The organism is Flavobacterium sp. 1355 (assembly GCF_017833415.1).
GTDB lineage: Bacteria > Bacteroidota > Bacteroidia > Flavobacteriales > Flavobacteriaceae > Flavobacterium.
This window is the reverse complement of sequence record NZ_JAFICC010000024.1, coordinates 14,613-32,846: the sequence shown is the minus strand read 5'-3', so window position 1 is coordinate 32,846 and position 18,234 is coordinate 14,613. Positions and strand designations below refer to the sequence as shown.

Sequence of the window (18,234 nt, the reverse complement as noted above, 5' to 3'; positions counted from 1 at the left end):
TTGTAAAAAACTTTTTTCTAATATTGTGGTGTAGAAATTATTATAAATCAAAATGTTATGATTGTAATTATCCTGAAAATAGATATAAGTTGATATAACGAGAAAATTATTCTAATGAAAATAAATCCACAGCTATGAAAAACCAATTAGAGATTACCGAGACGGCAATGGAATTTTTAGCCGAAAAGAACCTTTCTTATCCAAACATTTGGACAGAAGAAGCAATTGCTTTTGTAACTGATTTGCATCGAAAATTCGAATCACAGCGAAAATTACTGCTGTTGCAACGCGACGAAAAGCAAGTAACTTTTGATCAGGGCGTCATGCCATCTTTTCCTTCAGGAACCAAAACCGTCAGAGAAAGTAATTGGACCGCTGGAGAAATCCCAAAGGACCTATTAGATAGGAGAGTGGAGATTACCGGACCAGTTGATAGAAAAATGATTATCAACGCATTGAATTCGGGAGCCAAAACGTTTATGGCCGATTTCGAAGACAGTACGTCTCCAACCTGGAAAAACTTGATGGAAGGACAAATGAATTTGATTGACGCTGTTAACAAAACAATTTCATATACAGATTTGGCTAAAAACAAATCGTATCAATTGAATGAAAGGACTGCAACATTAATTGTTCGTCCAAGAGGATTGCATTTACCTGAAAAAAATCTTTTAATTGACGGAAAAGAAGTGTCTGGTTCTTTGGTAGATTTTGGATTGTATGTTTTTCATAATCACAAACAATTATTAAAAAACAATTCCGGGCCGTATTTCTATATTCCGAAATTAGAACATTATCTGGAAGCGCGTTGGTGGAATAATGTAATTGATTTTACCGAAGATTATTTGAAATTAGAACGCGGAACGATAAAAGTGACGGTTTTAATTGAAACGATAACAGCAAGTTTTCAGCTTGATGAAATTATCTACGAATTGAAAGAACATATTGTTGGATTGAATTGCGGTCGTTGGGATTACATTTTTTCTTATATCAAAAAGTTTAGAAAGAATCCAAAATTTATTGTTCCCGATCGGGATCAGGTAAACATGACTTCGCCTTTTATGAATGCCTATTCAAATTTGGTAATTCAGAGATGCCATAAAAGAGGGATTCATGCGATTGGCGGAATGGCAGCACAAATTCCGATTAAAAATAATGAAGAAGCGAATACAATCGCTTTTGCGAAAGTAAAAACCGATAAAGAGCGCGAAGTTCGAAACGGCCATGACGGAACCTGGGTAGCGCATCCGGATTTGGTTTTACTGGCAAAAGAAGTTTTTGATAAAGGAATGCCAACTCCCAATCAAATTCATATTAAAAGAGAACACCGAAAAATCACTGAAGAAGATCTGATTGAACCACCAATCGGAATCATTACAGAAAACGGTGTTCGCAAGAATATAAATGTAGGTGTTTTGTATCTCGCTTCATGGCTTAACGGACAGGGCGCTGCGGCGTTGCATAATTTGATGGAAGATGCTGCAACGGCCGAAATTTCAAGATCGCAATTGTGGCAATGGCTTCAGAATAAAGTGGTTTTAGATAATGGACGAAAATTAGATTTGGCTTATTATCATGAACTGGCTTTAGACGAATACCAAAAAATAAAATCGGAATTAGGGGAGGAGAACTACGAAAAACATCAATTCCCTTTAGCAGAAAAAGTATTGGAAAGATTGGTAGTTAATACTGACTTTGTTGACTTTTTGACTATTCCTTGCTATAAATACCTATGATCTTTTTTGACGCATAGAATATAATTCTAAATAAAATCTGCTCAATCTGCGTAATCTGCGAGCTAAAAATTTTTCTCGCAGATTTTGCAGATCAGGCAGATAAAATGAAAACAAAAAATATTCGCAGATCAAACTTAAAACTGCGACTGCAAACTTTACTTACTAACCAACTTAACTATATTATTTATGAAAACAACAGAAGACAGAATTCAGGAATTGATTAACGATTGGATTACTAACCCGAGATGGAAAGGTGTTGAGCGTCCTTATACAGCAAGTGAAGTAGTGACGCTTCAGGGTTCGTATCAAATTGAGCATTCTATTGCCAAAATGGGAGCGCAAAAATTATGGAGAAAGTTAAAAAGTCAGGATTATGTTGCCGGTTTGGGCGCATTGACAGGAAATCAGGCGATTCAGGAAGTCGATGCTGGTTTAGAAGCGATTTATTTGAGTGGCTGGCAAGTTGCGGCCGATGCAAATCTGGCAGGTGAAATGTATCCTGATCAATCGCTTTATCCGGTAAATAGTGTGCCAATGGTAGTTAAAAAAATAAATAATGCTTTATTACGCGCAGATCAAATTCAAACCGTAAATGAAGTTGAAGATAAAAAAGATTATTTGGTACCTATTGTGGCTGATGCCGAAGCGGGTTTTGGAGGAAATCTAAATGCTTTTGAACTAATGAAGTCAATGATTGAAGCCGGAGCATCAGGAGTTCATTTTGAAGATCAGTTAAGTTCTGCCAAAAAATGCGGACATTTAGGAGGGAAGGTTTTGGTTCCAACACAAGAGGCAATTAATAAATTGATTGCCGCTCGTTTGGCTGCGGATGTTATGGGAGTTTCAACTTTAATAGTTGCCAGGACAGATGCCGATGCTGCCAATTTATTAACCAGCGATGCCGACCCAAGAGACAGAAAATTTTTAACCGGCGAAAAAACTGCAGAAGGTTTCTTTTACGTAAAAAACGGAATCGATCAGGGAATTGCAAGAGGTTTGAGTTACGCACCGTATGCAGATTTAATTTGGATGGAAACCAGTAATCCGGATTTAGATTATGCAAGAAAGTTTGCAACGGCGATGAAAAAAGAATTTCCGGATAAAATGCTGGCATACAATTGTTCACCATCATTCAATTGGGCAGCTAAACTTTCTGTTGCCGAAATGGAAACCTTTAGAGAAGATTTAGCGGCTATGGGGTATAAATTCCAGTTCATTACTTTGGCGGGTTTCCATGCTTTGAATACGAGTATGTTCGAATTGTCTAAAGCATATAAAGAACGCGGAATGGCGGGGTATTCTGAACTGCAGGAACGTGAATTTGCTTTACAGAAAAACGGATTCAGAGCGGTAAAACATCAGGCTTTTGTGGGAACTTCTTACTTTGATGCGGTTCAAAATACCGTAATGATTGGAAAATCAACAATAACAGCAATGAAACATTCTACGGAGGTTGAGCAATTTTAATTCAAAATAAAAACCAGTTCATTTTGGACTGGTTTTTATTTTTTTACCATTAAGATATTAAGAGAATTAAGTTTTTGTCTTAAGTAAGAAGATTAAGCTTTGCTCTTAATGAACTTAAAAGCTTAATGATTTTATAAATAGTTTCACTTCTTGAAAAAAGTTGATAATTAATTGATTGTAAAAGTTCTTCATTTACATATTCAGCAGGCTACTTAATTTTCTTAATATCTTAATGGTAAAATATTATTAACCCTTTAAAAGCCTTGCTTTCATTTTGCTGAAAAATTCAGGCGTTACACCAATGAAAGAAGCAATTTGTTTTTGAGGAACTTTATGGACTAGTGTTCCGTATTTGGCACAGAATTTCTCAAATCTTTCTTCTGCCGGCAAGCTTAAGTTGTCCATTAACCTTTGCTGATTAGCAACTAATGAATTCTCAATTAAAATTCTAAAAAAACGTTCCAGTTTTGGGATCTCAAGATACAACTGTTCATGGTCTTCTTTGGATAAAGAAACCACTTCGGCTTCTTCCAGAACTTCAATAAAAAGCTGTCCTGGTTTTTGTGAAAAGTAACTGTACATATCGCTCATCCACCAGCCTTCGCAGGCAAAGGATAAAACATGTTCCACAATATTATCATTGATATTGAAACTTCTTAAAATTCCAGAGTTTACAAAGTATGTGTGTTTGCAGACTTCGCCGGCATTTAATAAAATTGTTTTGGCTTTGTAAGTATTCGTTTCTAGCTTAGATAAAAAAAGCGCCTGTTCTTCTGGTGTCAAAGAAACATGTTTAGCAATATTTTCAAGAATTAAAGCCATTATTTTGTGTCCTCTATTAAGGTGAATGAAGTTGCTTTAAATCTATTACCAACAATTTCTCCCGTTACAGAAGCTTTTCTGATAGCGTTGCAAAAACCTTTATATGAGTGAGCGTCTCCGTGATCGTGAATGGTTGTCCCGTCAACAAAATAGCTTTTTCCGTCGATGCGAACAGCCAAATCACAGCTTTTACCTTTCATTCCGAATTGGCATTCTCCGCAGGAAGCTTCAACGATTGTGGGTTTATCAAATTTTTTGGTGTTTTGAGCCTGCACTGCAATTCCAATAAAAAGGAATGTTGCTAATAATATGTTTTTCATACTTAAGAATTTACAGTTATTAATTTTGCCGTTTCTTTGGCGCGTTCTATTACTTTTTCGATTGGAGTTGATAAAACATCATGACTTAAGACAACACCCATTCGGCGATACGGCCTTGAAGTTGGTTTGCCAAAAATCCTGAAATCGGTTTTTGGTAAGGAGGCCACTTTTTCAATTCCTGTAAATGTTGGATTTGTTGAATCTTCGGATGCTAAAATTACAGCACTTGCCCCGGCTTTTTCTAAAGTAATTTCAAAAATCGGAAGGCTTAAAATCGCTCTTAAATGCAATTCGAATTCATTGAAATTTTGAGTTCCTGCCAAAGTTACCATTCCGGTATCGTGTGGGCGTGGAGATAATTCAGAAAAATAAACGCCTTCGCTGGTTAAGAAAAATTCAACACCAAAGAGTCCTGCGCCGCCAAGAGCTTCCGTGATTTTTTCAGCCATGTCCTGCGCTTCGTACAAATCTTTTTCTGAAACTAAGGCCGGTTGCCAGCTTTCCTGATAATCGCCACGTTCTTGTCTGTGGCCAATTGGCGCACAAAATAAAGTTGGGTTATTATTCTGCGTAATGGTTAATAGCGTAATTTCTGAATGGAAATCAACAAAGGCTTCTACAATTACTTCGATAACATCGCCACGGGAACCGGCAACGGCATATTGCCACGCTTTTTCGATATCGCTTTCTGTTTTTATAGTAGATTGCCCTTTTCCTGAAGAAGACATTAAAGGTTTTACCACACACGGAATTCCAACTTCCTGAACGGCTTTTTGTAATTTCTCTGCCGAAGTTGCATATTGATATTTAGCTGTTTTTAAACCTAATTCTTTTGAAGCTAAATCACGAATAGCTTTACGATTCATAGTAAAATTGGCTGCTTTCGCCGAAGGAACAACAGTGATTCCCTGTTTTTCGTAATCGTAAAAACGTTCGGTGCGAATAGCTTCTATTTCGGGAACAATAAAATCAGGTTTGTGTTTGGCTACGATTCGGTCTAGAGCTTCGCCATCGAGCATATTGATCACTTCAAAACCATGAGCAACTTGCATTGCCGGGGCATTTTCGTAACTGTCAACAGCAATTATGGTTTGTCCGATTCGCTGTGCGGCAATGGCAAATTCTTTGCCTAATTCGCCTGAACCGAGGAGTAGTATTTTCATTTTGGAGTGTTGTAAATAATGGAGTAGTAAAAGTAGCGAAAAATGTTTTTAACCGCAAAGTTCGCAAAGAATTACGCGTAGAACGCAAAGCTTTATTTTGAAGTAAAAGCAAAAAGGTTCGCAAAGATTTAATAATCTTTGCGAACCTTGCGTAATCTCTTTGCGAACTTTGCGGTTAAACTTTTTTAATGAAAATGATCTTCTTCAATTTCGAATTCGGCGTCTTTTTCCCAAATTTCCATTTCACAAGGTTTACAGTTGAATTTTAGTTTGTATTCGAGTTCGCCTTGTTTTAAAACCAAAGGTTCCTTTACCTTGACACCTACAATATCTTTTTGGTGTATCGGACATTTTTTCAATTCGTATTTGATGCAATATTTGGTTGTCATTACACGAGATTTTCCCGGATCCCATTGTAATTCGAATGCTTTTTCTATTTCGGTAACACCGTGACGTTCGTAGAACTTACGAGCGATTTTGTTCGAAACATTGTACATGAAATCCAATTTGGTTTCAGGATATGGGTGTGACGTTTTTACCAATTGGTGTTCTTCGCGTTTGTAGTTTTTCAAACGAATTTCGGTTAACTGATCGTAAACCGTTCTTCGCATTTCGTTGATTTTTGAAATAGGAAGGAACCAGTTTTGAGAAAACATAATATTGATTTCATTAGCAGTATAAGGTGTGAAGCCTGTTTTTGCCAATTGTGTTTTGATGTTTTCTTCGATTGATTCTCCGGTTTTGGTCTGCTCTTTTGCGTGTTCTAAATTTACGATGCTTATATTTCCGTCTTCATCAGTTGCGATTAACTCAAAACCACTTTCATTTTCTGTAAGCAATAAAGTCGTGCTGATTTTTCGAACCGCACTATCTTCTCTTTCTACAATTTTTATAAAAGCAGCGTCGTTATTTCTGTAAATAAAAGTTCCGTCTTTTACTTCTTTTAAAACGTTAGGGTAAATTTTGCCATTTTCGGCTTTGTTTACGTAGATTCCGTCGGCTTCGTTATTTTCGTTAATGAAGCAAAGTCCGTCACCGTTGTTTAATAATTCACCGTTTTCGATTTCGTAAGCGTTTCCAACAGTTCTGATTAATTTACCAATATATTGCCCTTTTGATTTTGGGCTTTCCCAGGAACCAATCGAACTGTGTCTCTCGTTTACAAAATAGTCGGTATAGCCGCGGTTGAAAGTTCTGTTTAAAGACGAATCAAAAGTATAGGTACAAGTTCCAGATGAAGCTTTCATGTATTTGTCGCTTCCTTCACCTTCTAAAAAGCTGTCCAGTTTTTGACGTAAGTACGAAACGTTATTTTTTACATACACAACATCTTTCAATCGTCCTTCGATTTTAAAAGAGACAATTCCGGCTTCAATCAGATTTGGGATCTGATCTGAAATATCTAAATCTTTGATTGAAAGCAAGTGACTGTTTTTGATTAAAGTCTCTCCGTTTCCGTCGATTAAGTTATAAGGTAAACGGCAGTTTTGAGCACAAGAACCACGATTGGCGCTGCGTTCTCCGTTGGCCACACTCATATAACAATTTCCGCTAAAAGAAACACATAAAGCTCCTGTAACGAAAAATTCTAATTCAACATCAGCATGGTCGTAGATTTGTTTAATTTGATGCAGGTTTAATTCGCGGGCTAAAACCACACGTTTAATTCCGGCATCTTTAAGGAATTTGATTTTGTCGGCATCACGGTTATTGGCTTGTGTACTGGCGTGAAGTACGATCGGAGGAAGCTCCATTTCCATAATCGCCATATCCTGAATAATCAGGGCATCAACACCAATTTCGTATAATTCCCAGATCATTTGACGACACGTTTCTAGTTCGTTATCATACAAAATGGTATTCATAACAACAAAAACCTGAGCATTAAATAAATGCGCATATTGTACCAAAGCGGCAACATCTTCAATAGAATTGTTGGCATTAGAACGTGCACCAAATTGCGGTGCACCAATATAAACGGCATCGGCACCACTGTTTATGGCGGCCATTCCTCCAATTAAATCTTTAGCAGGAGCTAATATTTCAATTTTCTTCTTCATTTTTAGAACTTTAGGCTTTTGTGGTATTCACGGAAAAAAGTGTGCAAAGTTCTTATAAATAATTCGGGTTTGCTAATACTGAAGTGATTTTTTTTGAAATTGTTAACTTAATATGGAATGATGATAATGATATTTTTAATCTAAAGGAAATGAATATCCCGCTGTGAATCCTCCGAAAGATTGTTCTGCAGATGGATGTGCGTAAAAAGAGATACCAATTTCGATATTGTTTTTACGTCCAACAGCAAGTCCAAGACCTATAGGGATATGAAATTGCGCTCCATTCTTTTTTACATTAATAACTTCTGTGTAAGTTTCAAAAGAGCCTAAAGATGTACCTATACCAGCTTCTATAAACGGAGCAACCCAAGGTATTGGAGCACAAAGCCGAACTTTTCCTCCCAGAAAAAAGGCTTTTGTTTCAACTTTGTAACCTTGAGGATTCTTTAACTTATCATCATCGGATGATGTTAAAATTACTCCGGCATATGGTCTTATACTAAACCATTTGGTTACACCCATTACATATTCTCCTTCTGCATAAAAACCAAAACCATCTATAATTTCCGGATTTTCTTCTTCGTAATTTGAAGTGCTTGATCCAAAACCTATTGAGGCTTTTATAAAATTGCCTTCTGTTTGCGCATTTGTTAAATTTGGAAATAAGGAAATAAGAGCGATACTGATAAAAATGCAGTGTAAAGTTAATTTCATAAAGTTTGACTTTTTTAATGACAGCGGCGAATGTAGGATTTTATTTTCATTTTAGCAAAAACAAAAAAACTACTTAGCTGTTGAGGCAACTAAGTAGTTTTTTCTAAAAATGAAAAAGTTTAAATTCTATTAATTCACTCTCATTTTAATTTGTGATAAGGTATTTTGAATACTGTTCAATTGTTTTGAAACAACTGAAACCTGACTGTAATCAAGATGGTTTTCTTCCAAAGCCATTTTGTATTTTTCGATGGCTGCTTCTTCTCCGGTAACACAAGCATTAATAATCGCTTCTGTATCTCCACCTGTAAAAGAAGATTTAATATCGATCCAGGTTCTGTGCAGCGCTCCAAGTGGTCCGCCACCAGATGTATCTGTTGATTTTCCTAATTTGTTGATTTCGTCTTGTAATTCTACAATAAATAAGGCTCTTTCTCGCGCATAATCAAGAAAATCACTTTTCATTGCCGAATTTTCTACATGTTCTGCAGCATTTGTATATCCTAGTTTTCCGTCTTCAAGAATTGAAATTAATCCTTCTAAAGTTTTAACTGCTTCTTTTGTGGTTTCATCTGTATGTATCATGACTTTAATTTTTAAATTAATGTATAATACAAAGTTGGGATTTTATAACGCCTTAATTCTTATAGAATTACAATGTGTGTTTATAAGATTGTGGAATGGGAATTTTGAAAGGAAAATTTACTTCTCACGCAGATTTAGCAGATTAGGCCGATAATTTTATTTTTTAAAACGAAATTGGTTATTACTGTTTGGCGTAAGGGATAGCCGCGGAAAGCCCACAGCCTGACGAAGGAAGTGCGAGGACTTGCAGCGAATAGCCCGACCCGGAGGGACACGCCCAAAATATTTAAGTGTAATTTGTTTTTGTAACCTAGCTGATCATGATGTCGTCAAAAGTAAATCAATCATTAATTATAGTAAAAATGAAATCAATTTTTAAAGTGTACATGGTATTTTTTCTAATATTCTATTCGGCTGCTTTTAGTCAAAATTTAGAATCTAAAGTAGATAAGCTGGTAAATGAGAAATTTAAAGCAGACGGCCCGGGAGCAGTTTTTTTAGTGTCTAAAAAAGGAAAAGTGGTTTACAGGAAAGCTGTTGGAAAGGCAAATTTAGAAATGAATATTAAAATGCAGCCTGAGTTTGTTTTTGAAATTGGATCTATGACCAAACAATTCACGGCTATTTCAATCCTAATGCTGGTAGAACAAGGCAAGATTAAGCTGAATGATGATATCACGAAATTTATTCCGGACTATCTAACCAACGGAAATGTTATTACGATACATCATTTATTGACACATACTTCTGGAATTAAAGATTTTACGAGTATGAAAGCTATAAAAAATATTGCCAGAGAGGATTTGTCTCCAAAAGAATTAGTTGATTTTTTTAAAAATGAGCCTATAGATTTTAAACCCGGAGAACAGTTTAAGTATTGTAATTCCGGATATGTTGTTTTAGGATATATTCTTGAAATTGTGTCTGGTCAGACTTATGAAGATTTTATACGGGAGCATATTTTCGAAAAAATCGGAATGAACAACAGTTACTATGCAAGTCATGATAAAATAATAAAAAATAGGGTTTCCGGTTATCGTAACAAGGACGGACTTGTGAATGCAAATTATATTAGTTTTTCGATACCATATGCTTCAGGTTCCATTATATCTAATGTAGATGATATGCTAAAGTGGCAAAATGCAATTGATTCGAATAAATTAATTAGTTCGAAAATTGCCGAAAAAGTGTTTACAAATCATACGTTAAACGATGGAAGTAAAATTGATTATGGATATGGCTGGCATATAAAAGATTTAAACGGAAAATTGGTGCGTGAGCACGGAGGCAGTATTTTCGGTTTTAAATCAATGGGAGTTTATGAACCAAATGAACAGGTTTATGTAATAGGATTGAGCAATTGCGATTGTAATTCGCCAACTGCGCTTACGAGAGATATTGCTGCTTTAGTATTGCAATAATGGTAATAAAAAAGGGTGCTTTTAAAGCACCCTTTTTGTAGAATTAATATAGATCTTACACAGCCAAAGCTTCTTTGATTCTGCGTAAAGCTTCTTTTAATATGTCGTTACTTGTTGCGTAAGAGAAACGAATACAATTCGGGTTTCCGAAAGCGTCTCCTGTTACAGTTGCAACATTTGCTTCTGCTAAAAGATACATCGAAACATCGTTTGCATCTTTAATTTCAGTTCCTTTTAATGTTTTTCCGAAGAAAGACGAAACGTCTGGGAATACATAAAATGCACCTTCAGGAACGTTGATTTTAACTCCCGGGATTTCTTTTAATAATCCAACAACTAAGTCTCTACGGCCATGGAATGCCTGAACCATTTCGTTTAATACACTTGGATCAGCATCTACTGCAGTAATTGTAGCGCGTTGCGCCACAGAATTTGCGCCTGATGTTACTTGTCCCTGAATTTTTGTACACGCTTTTGCGATGAATTCAGGCGCTCCTATATAACCAATTCTGTATCCTGTCATGGCAAATGCTTTTGCAACTCCGTTTACAGTAATTGTTTTTTCTAACATTCCCGGTATAGAACCGATACTGCAGAAAGTTCCTGAGAAATTGATGTGCTCATAAATTTCATCGGCAACTACATATATATTTGGGTGTTTTTCTAATACTTTGGCAAGTGCTGTCAATTCTTCTCTGCTGTAAACAGAACCAGAAGGATTACAAGGAGAAGAGAACCACATCATTTTTGTTTTTGGTGTGATAGCAGCTTCCAATTGTTCTGGTGTAATTTTGAAATCTGTTTCTACAGAAGTTGGAACTTCAACAGGAACTCCGCCGGAAAGTTTTACGATTTCAAAATAAGAAACCCAGTAAGGTGCTGGTAAAATTACCTCGTCACCATCATTTAACATTACTTGTGCAATGTTGTATAAAGATTGTTTTGCTCCTGTAGATACTACGATCTGAGTTGGTTTGTACTCTAATCCGTTATCTCTTTTGAATTTTCTGCAGATAGCTTCTTTTAATTCCTGGTATCCGTCTACCGGAGAATATGTGCTGTAATTTTCGTCTATTGCTTTTTTTGCGGCTTCTTTTATAAAATCTGGTGTATTGAAGTCTGGCTCACCTAAACTTAAACTGATAATGTCTTTTCCTTGTGCTTTTAATTCGCGTGCCAAAGCGGCCATTGCTAATGTTTGCGAAGTCGCAAGGTTGTTGATTCTGTCCGAAAGAATATGATTCATTATAAAAATTTTGAATGTCCTTAATTTGCTGCGCCTAATTAAGGAAGGTTAATTATTAATAGATTTTTTGTTAGTTTAAACAGATAATTCAGGTTTCATACCAAGTTCACGCAAATGCTTAAAGTGAGCAATAATAGCACTACGCATTGTTTTGTATTCATAATAAGGTAAGTTGCACTCCTTTGCAGTTTCTTTTACGATTTTTGCAATTTTACCATAATGAATGTGGCTGATATTTGGGAAAATATGGTGTTCTATCTGATGGTTTAACCCGCCAGTGTACCAATTTACAATTGCATTTTTTGGAGCAAAATTAGTTGTAGTAAACAATTGGTGAATGGCCCACGTATTGTCCATTTCGCCTAATTCATTTGGCTCCGGATTTGTAGTATGATCCACAACATGCGCTAATTGAAATACAATACTTAAAATTAGACCTGTTGTATAATGCATTACAAAAAACCCAAGCAATACTTTCCACCATGTAATTCCAATAACAATTGGTAAAACAATCCAGATTGCGGCATAAATGATTTTTGTAATGATTAAGGTTGTCCAAAGGATTTTTGGGCTTTTTTGTTCTCCGTAAGATAATTTTCTCTTAAGATAATTACGCATTTGTTTAAAATCGGTAGTGATAGCCCAGTTAAATGTCAGCAAACCGTATAGAAAAACCGAATAATAATGTTGAAAACGGTGAAAACTATGCCATTCTGCATGTTTTGTAAAACGGATAATTCTTCCTGCATCAAGATCTTCATCATGTCCGGGAATATTAGTATAAGTATGGTGTAATACATTATGCTGTACCTGCCAGTTGTAAACATTTCCTGCCAGAACATAAATTGTACCCCCCATTAATTTGTTAATCCAGCCTTTATCAGAGTAAGAACCATGGTTTCCATCGTGCATTACATTCATTCCAACTCCGGCCATTCCGATTCCCATTACTATCGATAATAGTAACATTACCCAAAAAGGCATTTCAAGAGTAAGGATTAAAAAATAAGGTGTCAAAAAAACGGCAAAAAGAATAACGGTTTTTAAATGCAGTTTCCAATTTCCGGTTTTCTGTAAATTATTTTCCTTAAAGTAATTGTTTACCCGAGAGTTAAGTGTTCTGAAAAACTTTAGATTATCTTGCCTTGCAAATGTTGGTGCGGTGTTATTCATAATTAATTTAAATAGTTTTCAAAGGTAATTATTATAAATTTTCAATTTGCAAAATTGAGTTAAATATTTCAATCGTAATGTAGTACTTTTGTTAAAAATTTACTACAATGGATGAGATATTGAAATATTTTCCTGATTTGACCGACATTCAAATAGAACAATTTCAAAAGTTAGACTTTTTATATCATGATTGGAATGAAAAAATCAACGTCATTTCGAGAAAAGATATTGATGCCTTATATACAAAACATATTTTGCATTCACTTGGAATTGCAAAAATCATGAAATTTGAACCCGGAGCAACAGTTTTAGATGTTGGAACAGGTGGAGGTTTCCCAGGAATTCCGTTGGCCATTCTTTTTCCAGAAACACGTTTTTATCTGATAGATGTTATTGCAAAGAAAATAAAAGTAGTTCAGGGCGTTGTAGATGCTTTAGAATTAAAAAATGTAAAGGCCGAACAAAAACGTGCTGAATTGGTAAAAGGCGATTTCGATTTTATTGTAAGCCGTGCCGTGACCAATATGCCGGATTTTGTTTCCTGGATTAAGGATAAAATAAAAAAACAGCATAAACATATTTTAAAAAATGGAATTCTTTATCTAAAAGGCGGTGACCTGACAGAAGAGTTAAAAGATTTTCCAAATGCAACTTTATATGATTTGTCTTCAATTTTTGAAGATGAGTTTTTTGAAACTAAGAAAGTTGTGCATTTACCCTTGAAATTTAAAGCTTAAGTTTTTGTGTCAGGGATTTAAGTGTAAGAATAAAAAATCCGGGTCTGTCTAAGACCCGGATTTTTTTTGAGAAAGGGTTTTTCAAAAATCCCGATTTTGAAATAAAAAACCACAAGTATTACTTGTGGTTTCTGACGGATGAATTTATTTAACCCCTTAAAAAATAATCCGTGTCAATAGTTTTATATTTAAAATTTATGCATTTACTAATTTTTTCATTTTATTGCAATACGAATTAGTTGTATAATCGATATTTGAAATGAATTGTGTTAAGGCAAAACTTGAAGATTTTTCGGTATGCTGAAAATCTGGATTAAAGAAAAATTCATGACAAATTTTTTCTTCAGAAGAGGAATCATATACTGTTTCTTCAGAATAGTTAATTTCCTGATTTTGATTTGGAAATTGCTCCTGAAGCTTCTTAATAATATTTTCAAACCATTTGTCAAAAGTTTTTCTCTTTGGAGTAACATGTCTGGCAATTAATACTAATCCAACTAATTCGCTTTGTAATAGTGGAGAGCCTTTTTTATAAAGCGTATCAATCATTCTTACATTCATTAGCGCCAGCCATATAGGACCATTTATAAAACCTGTCGCAGGAGCATTTAATTCAGAGTCAAAAACTAAAGGATTTGTATTTTCCGGATTTTCGACTGAGCACCAAAGTGCTTCAATACGATTTTTAATATCATCAGTTATTTCAGAATAACCTTTAAAACGCCAATATACCCATTCGAGTAAAGATGCTGTAAGACCAATTGAGGCTTTGTGGCTAATATTATTTAATATTTTATCAAGCTCTTCATTTCCTTCCAGTGGATCCAGAAGGCTGTCCATTTTTTTTGCAGACCATTTAAAATCAATTTTATGTCCCAGGCTTTTAGATTCAACAATAATTGCGGGTGTTCTTTTTAAATTTTTCATTTTGTCTTTTAGTATATTAATTGATCAAATTTTATTCATTTTTCATGAGGCAAATTTAGAAGTAAGAACAACGAATGATATACTACGAAAAGTTTTAAAAATGACAGAATAGGTTTTTTTGAGTTGTATCTATTTGAAAATCAAATATATAAGAAAAGTATTACATTTTTTAAACCTATTCTTATCTGTAAGACAAAAAGATGTTTTATCAATTTTGTTTAATCTCATTATAAAAGTAACATTTACAAACAATTAAAGAAAAAGCCGGAATTGTGAGATCCGGCTTTTGTGATAGTTTTAAAAAAAATATATTATCCTAAAAAAGGGTATCTGTAATCTTCTGGAGTTACAAATGTTTCTTTAATAGTTCTAGGAGAAGCCCAGCGTAATAAGTTTAATGCAGAACCAGCTTTGTCGTTAGTTCCTGAAGCTCTTGCTCCGCCAAAAGGCTGCATTCCTACCACAGCTCCTGTTGGTTTATCGTTAATGTAGAAGTTACCTGCAGCATTTTGCAATTTCGTAGTTGCTACTTCAATAGCATAACGATCCTGGCTAAATACAGCTCCTGTTAAAGCATATTCAGAAGTAGTATCAACTAATTCTAAAGTCTCTTCCCATTTTGCATCTTCGTAAACATAAATTGTAATTACCGGTCCGAATAATTCGGTTTCCATTGTAGTATATTTTGGATTTGTAGTTACAATAACCGTTGGCTCAATGAAGTATCCAACAGATTTATCGTAATTTCCACCAATGATAATTTCTGCATCAGCATCTTTTTTCGCCTGGTCAATATAACTAGCCAATTTATCAAAAGAACCTTCGTGAATAACTGCAGTAATAAAGTTTCCGAAATCTTCCGGAGAACCCATTTTCATAGATTTTACATCAGCAATTAATTGTTCTTTTACAGCTGGCCATAAACTTTGCGGAATATAAGCTCTTGAAGCTGCAGAACATTTTTGTCCCTGAAATTCAAATGCTCCACGGGTAATACCTGTAGCCACTTGTTTTACGTTTGCGCTTGGGTGTGCAATGATAAAATCTTTACCACCGGTTTCACCAACAATTCTTGGGTATGTTTTGTAGTGGTGAATATTTGCTCCAATTTTTGCCCAGATATCTTTAAATACATGAGTTGAACCTGTAAAGTGTACACCTGCAAAATCGCGGCTTGCCAAAACAGTATCAGTAATCATTAAAGCATCTCCAAAAACAACGTTGATAACACCATCAGGTACACCAGCTTCTTTGAAAACTTCAATAATAATTTTTGCAGAAAATACCTGGCTGTCACTTGGTTTCCAAACCACAACATTACCCATCATTGCAGCACTTGCAGGAAGATTTGCAGCAATAGCTGTAAAGTTAAAAGGAGTAATGGCATAAACAAAACCTTCAAGAGGTCTGTATTCTAAACGGTTCCAAACTGTAGAATCAGATTTTGGCTGGTCGTTATAAATTTGAGTCATGAATTCTACGTTGTAACGTAAAAAGTCAATTAATTCGCAAGAAGCATCAATTTCTGCCTGGTGAATATTTTTAGATTGTCCAATCATTGTCGCAGCGTTAATACGTGCTCTGTATGGACCAGCAATAAGTTCTGCTGCTTTTAAGAAAATAGCTGCACGTTGTTCCCACGCCATGTTTGCCCATGCTTTTCTTGATTCAAGTGCATTTGCAATCGCTTTTTCAATATGTTGTTTTTCAGCTAAGTGATAAGTTCCTACGATATGTTTATGATCGTGTGGAGCTGATATTGTTCTTGTGTTTCCAGTTTTGATTTCTTCACTACCAATGTATAAAGGAACATCAATTTGAGAGTTCCACATTGTAGTATATGCCGCCTGAACAGCTGCTTTTTCTGGTGAATTCGGTGCGTAACCTTTTACTGGCTCGTTTACCGCTTTTGGTACATGAAAGAATCCTTTTAGCATGTTATTTAAAATTAGTGAATTAGACAAATTTGAGGGTCAGAAAATTTAATTTGTTACGAATAATCTAACGCTGCACAAAAGTACAAAGGATAAATTAATAATTTGGTAATTTTATGAATAAGATAACTATAAGAATTATAGTTTTAACTTAGAATTAATTTAATGCAAATGGAGCACACATTCTAAAAGTAGGAACAATAACTTTGAATGTTTTTGTGGTGGTGAAATTAATCATATTAAAATGACCTTTCATGGCGCCATAAGGAGATGATAATAAGCAGCCAGAACTATAAGTGTGATTCTCTCCTGGTTTTAACACTGGTTTTTTTCCAATAACGCCTTCTCCGTCAACAACTTCAAGGTCGTTTAGAGAATCAAAAATTTCCCAGTGGCGTGAGGTTAACTGTACAGAATCTTTGCTGTGGTTTTCGATCGTAATTACATAACTAAAAGCAAAGTGAATCTTGTAGTTTTTGAAGTAAGTGCCTTCAAAACTAGTTAAAACAGATATTTTTATGCCTCTTGTAATTTGAGAAACCATTCTAAAGTAGTATATATGTGTACGTTATAGCTGCAAAGCTACGAAAAAAAACCTTCGGTTAAAAACCTTAACAATCTTTTAATTGACTATATTAATAGAGTTTGCATTTCCTTTTCCGATAACTCTTTCATATCGATCAGAACTTTGCTTGTAATAAACCAAAATTGTGTATTCATTTTCAGTCTGATAAAAGTTGCCGTCAATAGCATTTTCATAATCAATGGTTCCTTTTTTGTCAGCAATTTTATATTGAAAATTTGTAAAACCCTGCTTGATCATAACAGCTTTTTCAAAAACTCCCTTATCGGTATTGTAATCCATTTTATATTCGGGTGTCAGGCTGTAATTGTTAAACATTCCGGTAATATAAATATCCTTATTATTGGATCTGAAAGCAGGAGCAGAAAGAGTAAAATATACCCAGGCATAATCTGCTTCAATTTCATTATTTGATGCGTTTATATTTTTAACAACAAAGTTACCGTTTATATCCTCATACAAGGTGTAAATCTGATTGCCTCTTGCCTGATTTGTATATAAGTAAGAATTATAAATGTCATTATTTGAACCTACTTTGCCTACATTATTATTGGCTGCCCGAATATCTTTATTTTCAAAATATAAAAATTCATTTCCGCCCCAAAACTGTGTTTCCTTATCATATTTATACACCAGCTGATTTCCTAAAGTATATTGCGGAACAATATTCTTAATACTAGTGCTAAAATCTCCATTTTGAAATAAAAGGACTTTTACGTTTTGTAATGGCGTCTGAAAAACAATATCATTCGAAACTATAGAAAAATCAAGGTTTTGTTTGTAATCAATATTGCTGAGGTTTCTGCTTCTTTTTACTTGTGCAGCTACAGTCGAATGTTCTTCATACAAAATGAACTTTCTTGAAAAAACCACTTCTTTATCTTCATTTAAGATTTTAAGGATATAATTACCCGAAATTCTCAATTGATTTGTAAATTGATTTGGAAAAGCCAGCCTGTAATGCGAATAAACCTGAAGTGTATTAAATGAATTAGAATAATCTGTGATTCTTTGATTGTCAAAACCCCGTATATAGTCTGTCTTCGGGATATCTGTTGGTTTCCAGTTGTAATCGCAATGGGTTACATCAAAATAATAATTAGCTTCATTGCCAAATAAATCATCAAACTGTAATTCAAATACAGATCCCAATTCGAATATTGGGACAACGTTGTTTCCGTTCTGAATAAACGTTACTGTTTTAATATTATAGGGTGGAGCCACTTCAGTCTGCACCTCCTGGGCTGCTGCTGAAGTAAGGACAAAGAAAAAAAGAAGCTTTTGAAATAAAAATTTTGGCATCTTATTATGTTGTAAGATTGTAAATATAACAATTTTTATAACGC

16 protein-coding genes are annotated in these 18,234 nt (G+C 34.8%); 4 read left to right on the top strand and 12 right to left on the bottom strand.

Annotated features, from left to right (window positions below):
* Nucleotides 1–134 precede the first annotated feature (134 nt).
* Nucleotides 135–1,736, top strand: a complete 1,602-nt coding sequence (aceB, locus tag JOD96_RS22060; protein WP_209566398.1) for a malate synthase A — start codon at nt 135–137, stop codon at nt 1,734–1,736.
* Nucleotides 1,737–1,922: 186 nt separating this feature from the next.
* The gene (gene aceA / locus JOD96_RS22055) at nt 1,923–3,203 is read left to right on the top strand and encodes an isocitrate lyase (protein WP_209566397.1); all 1,281 of its coding nucleotides are present in this window, start codon (nt 1,923–1,925) and stop codon (nt 3,201–3,203) included.
* 246 nt (nt 3,204–3,449) lie between these two features.
* Here the strand turns inward: aceA and JOD96_RS22050 are convergent, their stop codons facing one another.
* The 6 genes from JOD96_RS22050 to JOD96_RS22025 all read right to left on the bottom strand — a co-directional run bounded on the left by JOD96_RS22050 (nt 3,450) and on the right by JOD96_RS22025 (nt 8,867).
* Nucleotides 3,450–4,025, bottom strand: coding sequence for a Crp/Fnr family transcriptional regulator (locus tag JOD96_RS22050; protein WP_209566396.1), 576 nt, complete (start codon nt 4,023–4,025; stop codon nt 3,450–3,452).
* Nucleotides 4,025–4,345 (bottom strand): DUF6370 family protein, encoded by a 321-nt coding sequence (locus JOD96_RS22045; protein ID WP_209566395.1) that lies wholly within the window; start codon nt 4,343–4,345, stop codon nt 4,025–4,027. The genes JOD96_RS22050 and JOD96_RS22045 overlap by 1 nt, the downstream gene beginning before the upstream one ends.
* A 2-nt stretch (nt 4,346–4,347) precedes the next feature.
* Entirely contained in the window at nt 4,348–5,508 is a 1,161-nt protein-coding gene (gene purT, locus JOD96_RS22040) for a formate-dependent phosphoribosylglycinamide formyltransferase (RefSeq protein ID WP_209566394.1), read from the bottom strand.
* 185 nt (nt 5,509–5,693) lie between these two features.
* On the bottom strand, nt 5,694–7,568 hold the full coding sequence (locus JOD96_RS22035) for a peptidase U32 family protein (RefSeq protein WP_209566393.1): 1,875 nt from the start codon (nt 7,566–7,568) through the stop codon (nt 5,694–5,696).
* Between the two features lie 135 nt (nt 7,569–7,703).
* Complete coding sequence (locus tag JOD96_RS22030; RefSeq protein ID WP_209566392.1) at nt 7,704–8,282, bottom strand: autotransporter outer membrane beta-barrel domain-containing protein; 579 nt, start codon at nt 8,280–8,282, stop codon at nt 7,704–7,706.
* Nucleotides 8,283–8,411: 129 nt separating this feature from the next.
* Nucleotides 8,412–8,867 (bottom strand): ferritin-like domain-containing protein, encoded by a 456-nt coding sequence (locus tag JOD96_RS22025; RefSeq protein WP_209566391.1) that lies wholly within the window; start codon nt 8,865–8,867, stop codon nt 8,412–8,414.
* 362 nt (nt 8,868–9,229) lie between these two features.
* On the opposite strand from JOD96_RS22025, the gene JOD96_RS22020 reads away from it, so the two are divergent.
* Nucleotides 9,230–10,288, top strand: a complete 1,059-nt coding sequence (locus JOD96_RS22020) for a serine hydrolase domain-containing protein (protein WP_209566390.1) — start codon at nt 9,230–9,232, stop codon at nt 10,286–10,288.
* 55 nt (nt 10,289–10,343) lie between these two features.
* Here the strand turns inward: JOD96_RS22020 and JOD96_RS22015 are convergent, their stop codons facing one another.
* Nucleotides 10,344–11,534: a pyridoxal phosphate-dependent aminotransferase gene (locus tag JOD96_RS22015; protein WP_209566389.1), complete on the bottom strand. Its 1,191-nt coding sequence runs from the start codon at nt 11,532–11,534 to the stop codon at nt 10,344–10,346.
* A 75-nt stretch (nt 11,535–11,609) separates the two neighbouring features.
* Nucleotides 11,610–12,707 (bottom strand): fatty acid desaturase family protein, encoded by a 1,098-nt coding sequence (locus JOD96_RS22010; RefSeq protein ID WP_209566388.1) that lies wholly within the window; start codon nt 12,705–12,707, stop codon nt 11,610–11,612.
* Nucleotides 12,708–12,814: 107 nt separating this feature from the next.
* On the opposite strand from JOD96_RS22010, the gene rsmG reads away from it, so the two are divergent.
* Entirely contained in the window at nt 12,815–13,444 is a 630-nt protein-coding gene (gene rsmG / locus JOD96_RS22005) for a 16S rRNA (guanine(527)-N(7))-methyltransferase RsmG (protein WP_209566387.1), read from the top strand.
* 195 nt (nt 13,445–13,639) lie between these two features.
* Here the strand turns inward: rsmG and JOD96_RS22000 are convergent, their stop codons facing one another.
* The 4 genes from JOD96_RS22000 to JOD96_RS21985 form a co-directional block, all read right to left on the bottom strand.
* Nucleotides 13,640–14,371, bottom strand: a complete 732-nt coding sequence (locus JOD96_RS22000; protein ID WP_209566386.1) for a hypothetical protein — start codon at nt 14,369–14,371, stop codon at nt 13,640–13,642.
* 311 nt (nt 14,372–14,682) lie between these two features.
* A complete protein-coding gene (pruA, locus tag JOD96_RS21995; protein ID WP_209566385.1) occupies nt 14,683–16,308 on the bottom strand; it encodes an L-glutamate gamma-semialdehyde dehydrogenase in 1,626 nt (541 codons plus the stop codon).
* Between the two features lie 154 nt (nt 16,309–16,462).
* Nucleotides 16,463–16,849: a Co2+/Mg2+ efflux protein ApaG gene (apaG, locus tag JOD96_RS21990; protein ID WP_042563756.1), complete on the bottom strand. Its 387-nt coding sequence runs from the start codon at nt 16,847–16,849 to the stop codon at nt 16,463–16,465.
* Between the two features lie 78 nt (nt 16,850–16,927).
* Nucleotides 16,928–18,190, bottom strand: coding sequence for a DUF5103 domain-containing protein (locus tag JOD96_RS21985; protein ID WP_209566384.1), 1,263 nt, complete (start codon nt 18,188–18,190; stop codon nt 16,928–16,930).
* Between the last annotated feature and the right edge of the window lie 44 nt (nt 18,191–18,234).